Source organism: Streptomyces sp. NPDC051243 (genome assembly GCF_044455405.1).
Classification (GTDB): Bacteria; Actinomycetota; Actinomycetes; order Streptomycetales; family Streptomycetaceae; genus Streptomyces.
The window spans coordinates 152,252-167,334 of the sequence record NZ_JBITES010000020.1; the positions used below are offsets into that span (position 1 = coordinate 152,252).

Genomic DNA, 15,083 nt, shown 5'->3' on the forward strand with positions numbered 1-15,083 from the left:
GATCCATTACCTGATCCCTCACTTCACCAACCGGTCCAGCAGCCGCTCCGCCTCGGCCGCCGGATCCGTGGTGAGCCCGGTGTGCACCGGCCCCGGCTGGACGACCGTGGAGCGGGGCGCGATCAGCCAGCGGAAGCGCCGTCCGGCGTCGTCACCGGCCGCCTGCCCCGCCGCCTCGCTGCCGCCGCAGACCCTCTCGACGGCCCCGAGTGCGGCACGGACGCCGGCCACGTCCGCGTCGGGGTCCAGGGCGAGCAGCCTCGCCTCGTCGAGGTGGGTGCGGGCACCGACGTAGCCCTGGGCGCGGCAGTACACCAGCACGCCCGCGTTGATGCACTCGCCGCGTTCGACGCGGGGTACGACGCGCAGGACGGCGTACTCGAAGACGTCCCGGTCGCTCGCCTCGCCGCCCCGGATGATGTGGCGTTCGACCACATGGCCGGCCATGTGGATGTGGCGCTCGCTCACTTGCTCTCCTCGGTTCCGGTGACGCGCTCGTGGACGACGGCCGCGCGGGCGAGCAGGGGCCGCGCATAGGCCCGCCGGAGGTCGTCGGGTGTGTCGAAGCCCGGTTCGCCGGCCAGCCAGGCGTCCGGGATCTCGGCGGTCACCTCCGCGAGCAGCTCCTCGGTGACCAGCGGCGCCAACTCGGCGGCGGCGCCCCGCACATCGGGCGCGAAGGTGACGAGGGCGTGGTCGGAGGCGTCGTACGGACGCGCCGCCGACGCCTCGGCCGCGGGCCAGTTGTGGTGCCAGATCATGGTCGCGCCGTGGTCGATGAGCCACAGGTCGCCCCGCCGCATCAGCAGGTTGGGGTTGCGCCAGGACCGGTCGACGTTGTTCACCAGGGCGTCGAACCAGACGATGCGGCCGGCCTCCTCGGGGCTCACCTCGAAGGCGAGCGGGTCGAAGCCGAGGGCACCGGAGAGGAAGTCCATGCCGAGGTTGGTGCCGCCGCTGGACCTGAGCAACTCCTGCACCTGCTGGTCGGGTTCGCCGAGCCCCAGCACCGGGTCGAGCTCCACCGTCACCAGCCTGGGCACCCTGAGGCCCAGCCTGCGGGCGAGTTCACCGCAGACGATCTCGGCGACCAGCGTCTTGCGGCCCTGTCCGGCGCCGGTGAACTTCATGACGTACGTCCCGAAGTCGTCGGCCTCGACGAGCCCCGGCAGTGAGCCGCCCTCACGCAGGGGCGTGATGTAGCGGGTCGCGATGACTTCCTTGAGCATCGCCCCAGGTTACTGGCGCGGAGACGGGGGCCCGGGCGGCCCGGGTGGCGATTCGGCCGCCGCGCCGACAGGAAACCGACAGCCGTCGACAGGGAACCGACAGCTCCGCTTTACCCGCGTCTCCTGGTCGGCGGGCCAGGATTTCGGCATCTCCTGAACAGCCGGTCCCGAGGGGCCGTACCTCTCGGCAGATCACGAATGACGGGAAGGAACGTCGGCATGACCAGCGAATCAGTTCAGCCGGGATCGAAACCCAGCCGCCGTGCCGTGGTGGCGGCGGTCGGTGCGGCGGGGCTCGCCGTCGCGCTGACCGCGTGCGGGTCCGAGGACGATGCGTCCGGCTCGTCCGCCGAACAGGGCGCCACTGGCGCCGGCTCGTCCACCGAGGCGGGCGCGGGCGGCGGTGCGGCGCTCGCGAAGACCGCCGACATCCCCGAGGGCGGCGGCAAGGTCTTCAGCGCCGAGAAGGTGATGGTCTCCCAGCCGACGGCGGGTGACTTCAAGGCCTTCTCGACGATCTGCACCCATAAGCAGTGTCCGATGACGGACCTGCAGGGCGACACGATCACCTGTGCCTGCCACAAGAGCCAGTTCTCCGTCCTCGACGGCAGTGTGAAGCAGGGGCCCGCCACCCAGCCGCTGGAGGCCAAGCAGATCAGCGTGTCGGGCGACTCGATCACGCTCGCCTGATCGGGCGCGGACGCTTGAGGCAGCCCAGCACCTCGTCCGTGGTCGCGACCGTGGCGACCAGTGCGAGGGTGTGGCGGATCATCGCCGGGGTGTAGTCGGAGGGCACCCCGGCGATCGCGTCCCGCGGCACGACCACGACATATCCCCGGTTCACGGCGTCGAAGACGGCGCCCGGGATCGCCACGTTGGCCGAGACGCCGGTGACGATCAGCGTGCGGCAGCCGAGGTTGCGCAGCAGCGCGTCGACGTCGGTGCCCTGGATCGGGGACAGGCCGTGCAGTCGCCGTACGACGAAGTCCTCCTCGGTGACCTCGATCGGCGGCGCCACCCGCACCGCCGCAGTGCCGGACAGCTGCTGGACGGGGAGCCGTTCGGCGGCGCGGAACAGGCGGGCGTTGCGGCCCGCGCCGCGGCCGTCGGGGCGGCGTTCGGCGATCGCGTGGATCACCTGGACGCCGCTCTCGTGAGCCGCCGCGACCAGCCGGGCGACGTGGGCGAGCGCCCCCGAGGAGCGGGCCTCCTTGGCGAGTTCGGGCAGCGCGCTGTCCGGTCCGACGACTCCCTGCTGGCACTCGACGGTGAGCAGCACGGTGGTCGCGGGGTCGAGGAGTTCGCTGAGTTCGGCGTACGACGGCATGGGCCCCCCTGTGACCGACGGCGGCGTGCGGTGGCGGCGGCGAGAGTAGTCACCCCCGCGTGAGTACGGAACCACCATTGCGTGTGAAAGGAACTCGACCCATCCTTTTCTGACGTGATGTCAGAGGATCTCTCCTCTGGCACGACGTGAGAGAAGAGGGGGCCGTATGACCGTCACTCAGCGCCGGGGCCGCAAGATCATGATGACGCCGGGCGAGCTGGACGAGTTCCTCACCACCCAGCGCACCTGCCGGGTCGCCACGGTGTCCGCCGACGGCTTCCCGCATGTCAGCGCCCTGTGGTTCGCCTGGGACGGTATTTCGCTGTGGCTGTACTCGGTCGTCCGCAGCAAGCGGTGGACCGATCTGCGCCGCGATCCGCGGGTCGCGGTCGTGATCGACACGGGTGAGGAGTACGAGCAGCTGCGCGGCGTCGAGCTGTCCGGAACCGTCGAGTTCGTGGGCGAGATCCCGCGCGTCGGCGAATTGCGGGCCGAACTCGACGTTCCCGAGACGCTGTTCGCTCGCAAGAACTTCGGCATCGACGAGATGCCGCACGACGGCCGGCACGCGTGGGTGCGGCTGACGCCGGAGAAGATCGTGTCCTGGGACTTCCGGAAGCTGGGATCCCTGTAGCCGCAAGCCGGGGTTGCTGCAGGGAGCTCCGGGCGGGTCAGTCGATCCGCTCGGCGGCCGACCGCAGGGCCTCCACCGCCGCCCGGATCGACGGGCGGCGGTCGGCGTCCGCGCGCCACACCGCGTAGACGTACCGGTGCACCCGGTGCCGCACGGGCACGGTCCGCACCCCGGACGGCACGGGGTCGCGGCCCAGCCGTGGTGCCACGCAGACACCCAACCCGGCGGCGACCAGCGCTAGTTGGGTGTGGTGCTCGCCCGCGCGATGGGCGATACGGGGCTCGATGCCCTTGGTGCGAAACGTGTACAGCAGCCACTCGTGACAGAACTCGCCCTCGGGCCAGGCGACCCACTCGTCGTCCGTGAAGTCCTCCAGGTCGACCTCGCGCCGGTCGGCGAGCGGATGCCCCTCGGGCATGGCGATCTCCACGCGGTCGTCGAGGATCGGCGCCTTGGCGAGCCCTTCCGGCATGGGCAGCGGCTTGTTGTACCAGTCGAGGACGACGGCCAGGTCGACGTCGCCCCGGAGCACGGCGTCGACTCCGCGCTCGGGCTCGAGTTCGCGCGACTGCAGGCGCAACGCCGGGTGGTCGCCCCGCAGCGCGGCGAGTGCCGTGGGGAACAGCCCGCGCAGGGCGGTGGGGAACGCGGCCAGCCGTAGCTCGCCGACCACCTGCCCGCGTTGCGCCTCCAGGTCGGACTGGGCCAGCTCGACCTGCGACAGGATGCGCGCGGCGTGCTCGGCGAGCAGCCGGCCGGCGTCGGTGAGCCGCACGCCCCGGCCGTTCTTGGCGAGGAGCTGCTGGCCGACCTCGCGCTCCAGTTTGGACATCTGCTGCGACACGGCGGACGTCGTGATGTGCAGCCCCTCGGCGGCGCCGCTGACCGAGCCGTGGCGGGCGAGGGCGTCGAGGGTACGCAGGCGCTCCAAGTTCAACATGTAAGCAATGCTACGAGATATCCCGTGCGAAATCTCGATTGTGCTACGAAGTCGTCTGCATCATCGTTGCTGCCATGACCACCGTCACCACCTCTCATGTCCAGGCCGAAGCCGCGCCTCGGCCAGGTCCCCGCGCCCGTGTCGACTGGCGTGTGCGCTTCGCCGCGCTCTCCCTGATCTGGGGCTTCAGTTTTCTGCTCATCAAGGTGGGCACCGATGGATACGCCCCGTTCCAGGTCACGCTCGGGCGGCTGGTGTTCGGCACGGCGGTACTGGCGGCCGCGATGCTGGTGAAACGGGAACGGTTGCCGCACGGGGCGCGTACGTGGGGGCATCTGACGGTCGCCGCCTTTCTGTTGAACGCGCTGCCGTTCTCGCTGTTCGCCTACTCCGAGTTGACGATCCCGTCCACGCTGGCAGGCATCTGCAACGCGACCTCACCTCTGTGGGGCATGGCCCTGTCCCTGGTCGCGCTGTCGGAGGACCGGCCGACGCGGGTCAGGGTCGCCGGTCTCGGTATCGGTTTCCTTGGGGTGTTGACGGTGCTGGGGGCCTGGCAGGGGTTCGCGGGCCTGGACGCCACGGGTACGGCGATGGCTTTGCTGGCCTCGTTGAGCTACCCGATCGGCTGGATATACGTCCGCCGGACGCTGGCCGGGTCCCGTGAGTCCCATCTGTCGCTGACGGGAGCGCAGTTGTTGCTGGCGACGGCTCAACTCGCCGTTGTCACCCCTCTGTTCACCTCATTTCCGACACGGTTCCCGTTGCTGCCACTGGTTGCCGTGGTGGCGCTGGGGGCGCTGGGTACGGGGTTGGCCGTTCTGATCCAGTACGGGCTGGTCGATGAGGTCGGGCCGACGACGGCTCAGATGGTCACGTACTTCATTCCGGTCATCGCCACGGCTGCGGGGGTGATGTTGCTGGGTGAGTCGCTGAGATGGTCGACGCCGGTGGGGGCGGTGGTCGTGCTGGCGGGTGCGGCTCTTACCCAGGTGCGGCGAAAGAACGTCTGACGGGGATGGAGCAAAAGGTCGGCTGCCGAGCCCGTGTTCACACGTGGCTCCTTTCCGGACCCGGGCCCACCGCCCTTGCCACCGCGGCCGCCAGAGGACCCGTCTCCTCCTCGGTGAGCGTCGCGGTGGTGATCCTGATCCCGGGCGGCGAGCTCGTGCGGAAGCGGGCCCCGGGGGCGACCGCCCAGCCGGCGTGCATCAGGTGGGCCACGGCGCCCGTCTCGTCGGGGACCGGAATCCACACGTTCAGGCCGCTGCGCCCGTGGGCCTCGACCCCCCGCTCGGCAAGTGCCCGGAGCAGCAGGTCACGGCGTTCACCGTACGTCGCCGCCACGGCCGTCGGGTCGTGCCCGCTGTCGGTCCACAGCCGCACGACGGCCCGCTGCAACAGTCTGCTGACCCATCCGGCCCCGAGTCGCTGCCGTCCGCGCACCCGGTCCACCGTGACCTCGTCCCCGGTCAGCACGGCGAGCCGCAGGTCGGGACCGTAGGCTTTGGCGACCGAGCGGACCAAGGCCCAGCTGTGGGTGACGCCGGCCAGGGGGTGCAGCGGCAGGTCGACGATGCCGTAACCGTGGTCGTCCTCGATCAGCAGGGTCTCCGGGTGCTCCCGCAGCACCGACCGCAGGGCACGCGCGCGCGTGGCGCTCACCACGGCTCCGGTGGGGTTCTGCACGCGGTCGGTCACGATCAGGGCGCGCACCCCAGAGTCGAGGGCCCGCCGTACATCGTCGGGCCGTGGTCCCTCGTCGTCGACTCCGACAGGGACCATACGCAGGCCGAGCGCCGGGATCAGGTCCAGCAGGCTGCCCCAGCCCGGGTCCTCGACGGCGACGGTGTCCCCGGGTTTCAGGTGGGCCACCAGGACGCGTTCGATGGCGTCCAGCGATCCGGAGGCGACCGCCAGCGGCCCGTCGGGAACACCGTCGGCGTCCAGCCGAGCCCGCGCGATGCGTGCCAGCTCCGGCTCCACGGCGTCGTCCCCGTACAACACCGGATCCCTGTCGCCCTGTTCGCCCGCGGCCGCGAAGGCCTTCGCGAGCGAGGGCAGCAGTGCCGGGTCGGGATTGCCGTCCGCCACGTCGCGCACGCCCTCGGGCACGAGCACCCGGGCGTGCTCGCGCCCGGTCGTGGCCGGCCTCGGCCGCACCCGGCTGCCCCGGCGGCCCGCGGTCTCGATCACCCCGCGCTCCCGCAGGGTGCGATACGCGGCGGCGACGGTGTTGGGGTTCACTCCCAGTTCGACCGCCAACTCCCGCATGGGCGGCAGCAGTTGGCCCGGTTCCAGCTCACCGGCACCCACCGCGCGCTCGACGCTCGCCGCAATCTCCGCTGCGCGTCGCCCTTCGATCCGATATCCTCCTAGCACAAACATGATTATGCACTAGTGCAATGGAGATCGCAATGCAGGGGACCCCGCAGCCGACGTCGCCGCCCGCCGCCTACACGCCGACCGACCGCACCGTCCCCACGCGCTCGCCGGACCGGGCGTCGTACGACAAGGAGCTGGTGCACGCGATACTCGACGAGGCCTACGTCTGCCATCTCGGCTTCGTGCGCGACGGCGCGCCGGTCGTGCTGCCCACCCTGTTCGGACGGGTCGGCGAGACGCTCTACGTCCACGGCTCGACGGGCTCGCGCCCGCTGCGGATGACCGGCAAGGCCGACTCGGGGCTGCCGGTGTGCCTGACGGTCACCCATGTCGACGCGCTGATCCTGGCCCGCTCGGCCTTCCACCACTCGATCAACTACCGGTCGGTGGTGGTGCACGGCATGGCGCACGACGTGACGGACCCCGAGGAGAAGCGGGTCGCCCTCGACGCCCTGGTCGACCACGTGGTGCCGGGCCGGTCGGCCGACTCCCGCCCCGCCAACAAGAAGGAGCTGGCCGCGACCGCCGTGATCCGCCTCGACCTGAACGAGGTCTCCGCCAAGCTCCGCACCGGCGGTGTGAACGACGAGCCCGAGGACCTCGCCCTCCCCCACTGGGCCGGCGTCGTCCCGCTGCGCAAGGGGTACGAGGCGCCGGTCGGGGACCCCGACCTGGCCCCCGGCACCGAGCTTCCCGCCTATCTCGGGGCCCTGTGATGCTGGTCCACCCCTGGGACGCGCCCCGGGACGACGCCGAGTGGCAGCGGTGGCTGGCCGTGCACGACTTCGGGCAGCTCGTCGTCAACGGCCTGGACGGCGAGCCGCCGTACGCCCAGCCACTGCACTTTCTGTACGACGCCGAGCGCGGCGAGGTCCTGACGCACCTCGCCCGCCCGAACCCGCTGTGGCCCGCGCTGCTCGCGAACCCCGAGGTCGTCCTGAGCGTGGTGGACGACTACGTGTACGTGCCCGGCCCCTGGCAGGCGGCACCGGAGGACCCGCCCGAGCACGGGACCCCGACCAGCTTCTACGCCGCGGTCCAACTCCGCTGCCGGGCCCATGTCGTGGACGACCCCGCGGAGAAGTCCGAGCTGCTCAACCGCCAAGTCGGCCACTTCCAGCCGGAGGGCGGCTCGGCACGGGTCGCGGTGGGCGCGGTGCCGTACGGCCGCATGCTGTCGGGGCTGCGCGGCATGCGGCTCGAAGTGATCGGCGTGCGGGCCAAGTTCAAGTACGCGAATCACCGGACCGAGGAGGTCAAGGACAGGATCGCGGCCCGGCTGGTGGGGCGGAGCGGTCCGCGCGACGCAGCGGCACACGAGCACCTGCGGCGCCGACGCCGAGCCTGAGCGAAGGGGCCCCACCCGGGCGGTGCGGGGCCCCTCGGCATCACGCCGGCAGCGACTCCCGCCTCGCGCCGCGGGTCTCCGCCACCGCGAGACCCGCGACCGAGCCGAGCATCAGCAGGGTGCCGGCCAGGGTCGGCGCCGTCAGGTGTTCGCCCAGCAGGACCACGGCCAGCACCGCCGCGCTGACCGGCTCCAGCAGCATGATCACGGACACGGTGGCGGACCGTACGGCGGCCGCGCCCGCGAAGTAGAGGGCGTACGCCAGGGCCGTCGGCACGGCCGCGATGTACGCCACCAGCCAGCCGAGCCGGACGGGGTCGACCGTGTGCGGCACGAGGCCCTCGGCGAGGGCGAACGGCAGCAGGCACAGGCTGGTGACCGCGAAGGACCGGACGGACGTGCCGGCGGCGTCGGCCCCGCCGTCGCGGCCCCATGTGCGGATCAGCAGGGTCATCACGCAGTACGCGGCCGCCGACACCAGCGCGAGCAGCACGCCCCAGGGCCGTACGGTCGCGCCCCCGCCGCCGAGCGCGAGCACCGCGAGCCCGGTGAGCGCGCCGGCCACGGCCGCGACGCCCCCGCGGCCGAGCCGCTCCCCCAGCGTCAGCCGGGCGCCGAGCGCGATGAACACGGGACCGGCGCCGAGGGCGACGACAGTGCCCACCGCGAGTCCGGTGGCCTCCACGGCCGCGAAGTAGGCCGTCTGGAACACCGCGAGCCCAAGGCCCGTGGCCCCGGCCCGCAGCGCCTTGCGGCCGAGGGGCTCGGACACGACGGCGGCGGTCCGCTTGCGCGGGCGCAGGAGCCGGACGGCGAGCAGCAGCACGAAGCCGACGGCGCAGCGCCAGAAGGAGAGGGCGATCGGCCCCATGTCACTGGTCCGGTAGACCAGGGACGCGGCCGCGCCCGCGGTGCCCCAGGCGGCACCGGCGATGATCAGGTAGATGAGGCCTCGCCCGATGGGCAGGCCGGAGACAGAGGTGTTCGACACGAGTTGTTCTCCGCAGACATGCAGAAGTTCTGGGAGGAGCCCGGCTCAGCGGGGTCCGTGGACTTCGTCTGCGGGCAGCACCGTTCAGCCCGGCGGGACGCCGGGCCGGTGTTCCGGAGGGCCCGCCTCAGGCGGCCGGAGGCGGAAGAACGAGTGTCGAAGGCATGATCACGCAGCCTAGGTGATGTTTCCGCGGGCGGACAACTCGCGCTCCGGGCCGCCGCTCGCCACCGGCTCGGCCGGGCTCTTCGCGGGCGCGGACGACTGCGCGATGAACGCCCCGACGAGGACGACCGTCCCACCGATGATCTGCGGCGCCGAGAGGTGCTCGCCGAGCAGGAACCAGGCGAGCACGGTCGCGATGACCGCCTCGAGGCAGGCGACGACTCCGGCGACCTGCGGCGAGAGCCGTCGTACCGAGACCACGCCGGTCACGTACGCGATCACGGTCGCGACGAGCACGATCCAGGCCAGCAGCACGGCGGCCGCGACCGGGGTGCCGTTCATGTCGGCGGTGTCCGCGAGGACCGACCAGTCCAGGTTCCAGGGGCGGGCCACGACGGTGAGGACGGCGGCGCCGACGAGCAGGCCGTACGCGATGACGCCGAGCGGGTCCGGGGCGGCCTCGCCGGAGTCGCTGCCCTGGTCGGACAGGACGAAGTAGCCGACCTGGCAGCAGGCGGCGCCGAGCGCGAGGAGCAGTCCGAGGGCGTCGAAGCTCAGCCCCGACCAGACCTCGACGACACAGGCGAGTCCGCCGACCGCGAGGACCACACCGACGGCCGCGGCACGCGTGACCGGCCGCCGCTGCACGAACCGCACCCAGCCGAGGACGAGGGCGGGCGCCAGATACTCGACGAGCAGCGCGACGCCGACCGGGATCCGGGATATCGAGGCGAAGTAGAACGCCTGCACGCCGGCCACCCCGAGCAGCCCGAACCCGGCGAGCAGCGCGGGACGGCTGCGCAGCAGGGCGCGGTGGCGTACGGCGAGCGGCAGCATCACCAGCGCGGCGCCCGCCACCCGCAGCCACACCACGTGCAGCGGGTCGAGCCCCGCCTCGATCAGCGGTTTGGCCGCGACGCCGGATCCTCCGAAGGCGATCGCGGAACCGATCGCCAGCCCGAGCCCGACGCCCTTGCCGCGGCCGGCCTGACTGCTCTCATACGTACGCACCGGCACATGATGACAGGCGATGACAGGAGCGTCATCCCCGGTGACACCTGTCTCAGCGGGTGGACGGGGTGGGGTGCCCGGGAAGCGGGGTGGGCGGCCGCGGAGTCGGTGTGGCGCGGCGGGCAGAAGAGTGCGGGGCGCCCCCAGGAGGGCTGCGCAGCGGCCGGCGCAAGGGGCGACCAGCGGCAGGCCGACCAGCGGCAGGTCGAGGGCCGGCCGCACAGCCGCGCGCGATGAAGCGGCTAGCGGGCGGTGTCGCCGCCGACGTACTCGTCGCGGTGGTCGTCGATCCGGGCGCGCAGCGCGTTCGTGTCGACGCCCGCGCGGTCGAGCACCTCGACGGCGCGTGCCCGCGGGTCCAGCACGATCGCCGCGAGCAGGTCGATGCCGCGGGCCTGGCCGGCACCGCGCACGGCGGCACGTCGGCGGGCGTGCTCCATGGCGCTCGCGGCCAGCGGGGAGAAGCCCTCGCCGGCCATCACGACGGGTACGGCGCCGGAGTCCTCGACGGTGCCCTGCCAGCGCAGTCCGTAGCCGATGGTGCGCTGTACGAGGTAGCCGAGCAGACGGGCGATCTGGGGGCCGTCGCCGAAGACGGCGTACACGTCCGGGTCGTGCTCCAGGAGCGAGTGCAGCAGATGGGCCGTGTCGATCTGCCGGTCCCCGTCCCTGACGGCCCGGCGGCGGGCACCGGAGACCACCGCTGCCAGCTCGTCACTGAGCCTGGCATCGTCCGCCGCGGCGTCCGGGAGCCGGCGGTCCGGCTCCTGGGCCGACTGCCGGGGGATACGGGGTTGCACGTCCCCTACCCCATCAAGCACCTCACGCCGGGTCATCCCCGGGAGGAAGCATTTTCGCGTCCCACACAGAGTGGACTCGACCGGCCGGGATCTCCTCCTTGCGGATGAGATCACGCCGAATGCCCCGGAGGGGCGCGCGCCCCGTTGCCCTGCGCCTCGTACGCAACCGAGGCGCCCCGTCGCACGTCCCTCAGGGACATGGAGAGCAGGTGCTGGCTCGTGGCGCTGCCGGCCGTGGACGGCAGGCAGTACGTCTACCGGGTGTACGCCCCCGAGGACGCCCTGCTCGCCGATCTGTTCTGGGAGGCGTGGCACTGCCACGAGGAGAGTTCGTTGCCGCGCGCGTGGGATCTGTTCGACGCGGCGGTGATACGGCTGGTGGGCTGAGCCCCGGAGGGGCGGGTTCTCCCGTCTCCACATTTCCTGACGGTTCATCAGTATTGAATGTTCCGGGCCCCACGGCTACGTTCCGCGACACCGTAGCCCGAGACGAAGGGGTGGTCGCATGGCCGAAGTCAGCGCGGAGGCACGCATCGAGGCACCGGCCGACAAGGTCTGGGCGCAGCTGACGGACTGGTCCGCGTACGGGGAGTGGAACGCCACCCACACGAGCTTCCCGGGCGGCGGCCCCACGGCCCTCGAAGTGGGCGGGACCTTCCAGGAGAACATGAAGCTCATGGGGTTCCCGGCCGAGGTCGAGTGGACCATCGAGGAACTGGAGCCGGCACGGGTGCTGGCCATTCGCGGCAAGGGCCCGATGGCGGTGAGCGTGGCCACGCGCTACACGCTGACACCGGACGGCGACGGCGCCACGCGGGTGCGCATCGACGGCGAGTTCACGGGTGCGGCCGTGTCGCTGATGGCGGGCAAGCTGAAGGATTCGGCTACGGCGGCGCTGAACGAGTCGTTGCGGAAGCTGGCCGGACTGGTGACCTGAGCGCCCTCAGGAACGGACACGAAGGCGCCCCGCGGATCACTTCCCGGGGCGCCTTCACTCATGGCGGGCAGCCCGCCGGTCCTGCTCAGTCCTCGTCGGCGAGGATCAGGTACAGCTTCTTGCGGGCCTCGTTGATGACGGCCAGCGCCTTGTCACGCTGGTCCTTGCTGCCCGTCTTCCAGACCTGTCCGAAGGCCTCCATCAGACCGAAGCCGGCCTGGCGGATCTCACCGAGGGCCTCCCAGTCGACACCACGGGAGGCTTCCTCCCACGGGGCCTCGGGCCCGGCGTCGGCCGCCTCACGGCCGGACTCGGTGAGCGAGAACAGCTTCTTGCCGCCCTCGGTCTCACTGGCGATCAGGCCCTCGTCCTCCAGCAGCTGGAGCGTGGGGTACACCGAGCCGGGGCTGGGCTTCCACGCCCCGCCGCTGCGCTCGGCGATCTCCTGGATCATCTCGTAGCCATGCATGGGCCGGTCCTTCAGCAGGGCGAGGATCGACGCCCGCACATCACCGCGCCGCGCCCTTCCTCGCGGTCCGCCGCGACCACCCCTGGGCCCCCAGGGGCCTGGCCCGAATCCAGGCCCACCGAAGCCGGGGCCGCCCGGACCGAAGGGCCCGAAAGCGCCGCGGAGTCCCTCGAAGCCGCCTCGGCCGTGGTGACCGTGCCCACCGTGTCCACGCTCGAATCCATGGGAACGCATCGCAATCACTCCATTCCATCGTTGATCTGTCGCGATGCTTCAACGATATATCGGAATAGTACGTGTGGCAAGGGTCGGTGATGCGGTGCCCCGCGCCCACACACCACGAGCACCCTCCGCCCACGTCCCACCTCGGCCGGACACCCCAGCCGACGCACCCTGACGCCACCCCGAAATCGGTCCACCACCCCCGAATTGGCCTTGGCCGCCCCCTCTCCGCAGCCCCTAGCGTCAGCGCCATGCGGATTCGAATCGTCGACGCCTTCACCGACCGTCCCTTCGCCGGCAACCCGGCCGGGGTCCTGCTCCTCGACGGCTTCCCGGAGGACGACTGGCTCCAGAACGTGGCCATGGAGGTCAATCAGGCCGAGACCGCGTTCGCGCACCGGCTGGCCGAGGGCGGGGAGGCCGACTGGGCGCTGCGGTGGTTCACTCCCGTCGCCGAGGTGGCGATGTGCGGGCACGCCACGCTCGCCACGGCCCATGTGCTGCACAGCACCGGCGCCCACGAGGGACCCGTGCGGTTCGCCACCCGCAGTGGCGTGCTCGTCTCCACGCCCCGCGCGGACGGCTCCGTCACGCTCGACTTCCCGACCGCCCCGCTCACGCCGGTAGAGGTCCCGGACGGGGTCGCGGGGGCACTGGGCGCCGAGCCGCTCACCGTCCTCGACACCGGCCCGCACGTCGGTGACCTGCTCGTCGAACTCGCCGACGAGAAGACGGTGCACGGCCTCGCCCCGGACCTCAAGGCCCTCGCCGCCCACTCCCGGCGCGGCATCATCGCCACCGCCCGCGCCGAGGACCCCGGCCGTGGCTACGACTACGTCTCCCGCTGCTTCTTCCCGAACCTCGGCATCGACGAGGACCCGGTCACCGGCAGCGCCCACACGGCCCTCGCCCCGTTCTGGTCCGAGCGCCTCGGCCGGGCCGAACTCACCGGCCTGCAGGCCTCCCGCCGCTCCGGCCGGGTCCGCACGGAGCTCCGTGGCGACCGCACCCTGCTGAGCGGCCGTGCGGTGACCGTGATCGAAGGGGAGCTGATCGCCTAGGAGCTGTCCGGATCACCCACGTCCCGTGACGCAGGTGGGCCCTTCACAGCCCGCCGGGCGTTGCGGACTCGCACAAGTGCGAGCCGGCCCGGGCCCGTTCAGTCTCTGTCGGGGCTCTGCTCCGCCGCGCTGTCGTAGGCGGCGCGGGCCTCGGCGATGGCGGACCGATGCCGCTCGGCCCAGCCCACCAGAGCGGTCAGTGAAGCGTGGAGCTCCTGGGCCATGGGCGTGAGGCTGTACTCGACCTTGGGTGGCACGGTCGGATAGACGGTGCGAACGAGCAGTCCGTCCCGCTCCAGTCTGCGCAGGGTGAGGGTGAGCATCCGCCGGCTGATGCCGTTGATGGCGCGTTCCAGCTCGGTGAACCGGACCGGACCGTGGGCGGCGGCGATCAGGATCCCGATGCTCCACTTGCCCGCCACGCGGTCGAGCACCTCGGTGACCGGGCAGGCTTCGTCCCTGAGCGCTTCGGTAACACGGGTGTGACTGCGTGACACGAAAGTGCCTCCTTCCGATGAGCAGCAAGGTTATCGATGATGACTGCTGTTACACGTCGTGAACCAAGGGGGAAGACATGCCTGTTCGCGCGCTCGTCGTCGATCCGTCCGCATCCGCCGCCGTCCGCCTCGCCGAGGTGCCCGCCCCGGTGCCCGGGCCGGGCCAGGTCCTGGTGGACGTCTCGCACGCCTCGTTGAACTACGGCGACCTCAACGACGCCCGCTCCGGGCGTGTCCCCGTGGGTGCGGTGCTCGGTTCGGACGCCGCCGGAGTGGTCGTCCAGGCCGCGGCCGACGGAACCGGTCCCGCGGTGGGCACCGAGGTGGTGGCCCTGACCTCGGGGGCGTTCGCCGAGCGCGTCGCGATCGACGTGGGTGCGCTCGCCGAGGTGCCGAAGGGACTGGACCTGGCGCAGGCGGTGGCCCTGCCGGTCGCCGGAGTGGCGGCACTGCGCTCGCTGCGGGCCGCCGGACTCGGACCGGACAAGAGAGTGCTGGTCACCGGGGCCTCCGGCGGGGTCGGCCGGTTCGCCGTCCAGCTGGCGGCGCGGGCCGGTGCCCAGGTGATCGCGTCCGTGGGCTCGGCCGCCCGCGGGGAGGGGCTGGCCGAGGCCGGCGCCGACGAGGTGCTGCTCGGACTGGAGGGGCTCCGGCGACCGGTCGACGTGGTCATCGACAGCGTCGGGGGCCCTCAACTGGTCGCGGCATGGAACCTGCTCGCCCCCGGCGGCAGCGTGCAGAGCGTCGGCTGGACGTCCGGGGAGCCGGCGGTCTTTCCGCCGTATGCGACGGTCGGTCCGGCCAAGTCGCTGACCTCCTTCGTCATCGAGGGCGATGTCGGCGCGGACCTGGCCGTTCTCACCGAGCTGGCCGCCGAAGGGGCCCTCACCGTCGAGATCGGCTGGCAGGGATCCTGGGAGCGCTTCGACGAGGCGGCGAAGGCGCTTCGCGGACGTCGGATCTCCGGAAAGGCGATCCTGGAGGTGGCATCCGGCCGTCTGCACGCCCCGGCACCCACTCCGCAGGACCAGGTCCGACCGGGCGAGTCCGATCAGCCCACCCGCTGA

At 71.9% G+C, this 15,083-nt stretch carries 19 protein-coding genes; 9 read left to right on the forward strand and 10 right to left on the reverse strand.

What is annotated here, in order from left to right:
- Positions 1 to 18: 18 nt before the first annotated feature.
- Together ACIBAG_RS39335 and ACIBAG_RS39340 are read right to left on the reverse strand one after the other, a co-directional pair.
- Complete coding sequence (locus ACIBAG_RS39335; RefSeq protein WP_399112141.1) at positions 19 to 468, reverse strand: DUF3037 domain-containing protein; 450 nt, start codon at positions 466 to 468, stop codon at positions 19 to 21.
- Positions 465 to 1,229, reverse strand: a complete 765-nt coding sequence (locus ACIBAG_RS39340) for a HipA family kinase (protein ID WP_399112143.1) — start codon at positions 1,227 to 1,229, stop codon at positions 465 to 467. Before ACIBAG_RS39340 ends, ACIBAG_RS39335 begins: the two co-directional genes overlap by 4 nt.
- Positions 1,230 to 1,448: 219 nt before the next feature.
- Here ACIBAG_RS39340 and ACIBAG_RS39345 point away from each other — a divergent pair, with 219 nt between their 5' ends.
- On the forward strand, positions 1,449 to 1,919 hold the full coding sequence (locus ACIBAG_RS39345) for a Rieske (2Fe-2S) protein (protein WP_399112145.1): 471 nt from the start codon (positions 1,449 to 1,451) through the stop codon (positions 1,917 to 1,919).
- Here ACIBAG_RS39345 and ACIBAG_RS39350 read toward each other — a convergent pair.
- Positions 1,906 to 2,556: a cysteine hydrolase gene (locus tag ACIBAG_RS39350; RefSeq protein WP_399112147.1), complete on the reverse strand. Its 651-nt coding sequence runs from the start codon at positions 2,554 to 2,556 to the stop codon at positions 1,906 to 1,908. The genes ACIBAG_RS39345 and ACIBAG_RS39350 overlap by 14 nt on opposite strands.
- Before the next feature lie 166 nt (positions 2,557 to 2,722).
- Between ACIBAG_RS39350 and ACIBAG_RS39355 the strand changes: the two genes are divergently transcribed.
- Complete coding sequence (locus ACIBAG_RS39355) at positions 2,723 to 3,190, forward strand: pyridoxamine 5'-phosphate oxidase family protein (RefSeq protein WP_399112148.1); 468 nt, start codon at positions 2,723 to 2,725, stop codon at positions 3,188 to 3,190.
- A gap of 37 nt (positions 3,191 to 3,227) precedes the next feature.
- Here the strand turns inward: ACIBAG_RS39355 and ACIBAG_RS39360 are convergent, their stop codons facing one another.
- On the reverse strand, positions 3,228 to 4,130 hold the full coding sequence (locus ACIBAG_RS39360) for a LysR family transcriptional regulator (RefSeq protein WP_399112150.1): 903 nt from the start codon (positions 4,128 to 4,130) through the stop codon (positions 3,228 to 3,230).
- Between the two features lie 74 nt (positions 4,131 to 4,204).
- Here ACIBAG_RS39360 and ACIBAG_RS39365 point away from each other — a divergent pair, with 74 nt between their 5' ends.
- A complete protein-coding gene (locus ACIBAG_RS39365) occupies positions 4,205 to 5,143 on the forward strand; it encodes a DMT family transporter (RefSeq protein WP_399112151.1) in 939 nt (312 codons plus the stop codon).
- A gap of 37 nt (positions 5,144 to 5,180) precedes the next feature.
- Here ACIBAG_RS39365 and ACIBAG_RS39370 read toward each other — a convergent pair whose 3' ends face one another.
- Positions 5,181 to 6,512 carry an aminotransferase class I/II-fold pyridoxal phosphate-dependent enzyme gene (locus ACIBAG_RS39370; RefSeq protein WP_399112229.1) on the reverse strand — a complete coding sequence of 444 codons (1,332 nt, stop codon included), beginning with the start codon at positions 6,510 to 6,512 and terminating at the stop codon, positions 5,181 to 5,183.
- A 35-nt stretch (positions 6,513 to 6,547) separates the two neighbouring features.
- On the opposite strand from ACIBAG_RS39370, the gene ACIBAG_RS39375 reads away from it, so the two are divergent.
- Together ACIBAG_RS39375 and ACIBAG_RS39380 are read left to right on the forward strand one after the other, a co-directional pair.
- The gene (locus ACIBAG_RS39375; RefSeq protein WP_399112231.1) at positions 6,548 to 7,231 is read left to right on the forward strand and encodes a pyridoxamine 5'-phosphate oxidase family protein; all 684 of its coding nucleotides are present in this window, start codon (positions 6,548 to 6,550) and stop codon (positions 7,229 to 7,231) included.
- On the forward strand, positions 7,231 to 7,863 hold the full coding sequence (locus ACIBAG_RS39380; RefSeq protein WP_399112152.1) for an FMN-binding negative transcriptional regulator: 633 nt from the start codon (positions 7,231 to 7,233) through the stop codon (positions 7,861 to 7,863). Before ACIBAG_RS39375 ends, ACIBAG_RS39380 begins: the two co-directional genes overlap by 1 nt.
- Before the next feature lie 40 nt (positions 7,864 to 7,903).
- Here ACIBAG_RS39380 and ACIBAG_RS39385 read toward each other — a convergent pair whose 3' ends face one another.
- The 3 genes from ACIBAG_RS39385 to ACIBAG_RS39395 all read right to left on the reverse strand — a co-directional run bounded on the left by ACIBAG_RS39385 (position 7,904) and on the right by ACIBAG_RS39395 (position 10,830).
- Positions 7,904 to 8,854 carry a DMT family transporter gene (locus tag ACIBAG_RS39385; RefSeq protein ID WP_399112154.1) on the reverse strand — a complete coding sequence of 317 codons (951 nt, stop codon included), beginning with the start codon at positions 8,852 to 8,854 and terminating at the stop codon, positions 7,904 to 7,906.
- Between the two features lie 177 nt (positions 8,855 to 9,031).
- Entirely contained in the window at positions 9,032 to 10,036 is a 1,005-nt protein-coding gene (locus ACIBAG_RS39390) for an EamA family transporter (RefSeq protein WP_399112156.1), read from the reverse strand.
- A gap of 236 nt (positions 10,037 to 10,272) precedes the next feature.
- Complete coding sequence (locus tag ACIBAG_RS39395) at positions 10,273 to 10,830, reverse strand: Clp protease N-terminal domain-containing protein (protein WP_399112158.1); 558 nt, start codon at positions 10,828 to 10,830, stop codon at positions 10,273 to 10,275.
- Between the two features lie 198 nt (positions 10,831 to 11,028).
- Between ACIBAG_RS39395 and ACIBAG_RS39400 the strand changes: the two genes are divergently transcribed.
- Together ACIBAG_RS39400 and ACIBAG_RS39405 are read left to right on the forward strand one after the other, a co-directional pair.
- Positions 11,029 to 11,217: a hypothetical protein gene (locus ACIBAG_RS39400; protein ID WP_399112160.1), complete on the forward strand. Its 189-nt coding sequence runs from the start codon at positions 11,029 to 11,031 to the stop codon at positions 11,215 to 11,217.
- Between the two features lie 118 nt (positions 11,218 to 11,335).
- The gene (locus ACIBAG_RS39405) at positions 11,336 to 11,767 is read left to right on the forward strand and encodes an SRPBCC family protein (protein WP_399112161.1); all 432 of its coding nucleotides are present in this window, start codon (positions 11,336 to 11,338) and stop codon (positions 11,765 to 11,767) included.
- 85 nt (positions 11,768 to 11,852) lie between these two features.
- On the opposite strand, the gene ACIBAG_RS39410 is transcribed toward ACIBAG_RS39405, so the two are convergent.
- Positions 11,853 to 12,470 carry a PadR family transcriptional regulator gene (locus ACIBAG_RS39410; protein WP_399112163.1) on the reverse strand — a complete coding sequence of 206 codons (618 nt, stop codon included), beginning with the start codon at positions 12,468 to 12,470 and terminating at the stop codon, positions 11,853 to 11,855.
- A gap of 239 nt (positions 12,471 to 12,709) precedes the next feature.
- On the opposite strand from ACIBAG_RS39410, the gene ACIBAG_RS39415 reads away from it, so the two are divergent.
- The gene (locus ACIBAG_RS39415) at positions 12,710 to 13,519 is read left to right on the forward strand and encodes a PhzF family phenazine biosynthesis protein (RefSeq protein WP_399112165.1); all 810 of its coding nucleotides are present in this window, start codon (positions 12,710 to 12,712) and stop codon (positions 13,517 to 13,519) included.
- Positions 13,520 to 13,617: 98 nt separating this feature from the next.
- Here ACIBAG_RS39415 and ACIBAG_RS39420 read toward each other — a convergent pair whose 3' ends face one another.
- Entirely contained in the window at positions 13,618 to 14,016 is a 399-nt protein-coding gene (locus tag ACIBAG_RS39420) for a winged helix-turn-helix transcriptional regulator (protein ID WP_399112167.1), read from the reverse strand.
- Positions 14,017 to 14,093: 77 nt separating this feature from the next.
- Here ACIBAG_RS39420 and ACIBAG_RS39425 point away from each other — a divergent pair, with 77 nt between their 5' ends.
- Entirely contained in the window at positions 14,094 to 15,083 is a 990-nt protein-coding gene (locus ACIBAG_RS39425) for a zinc-binding dehydrogenase (protein ID WP_399112169.1), read from the forward strand.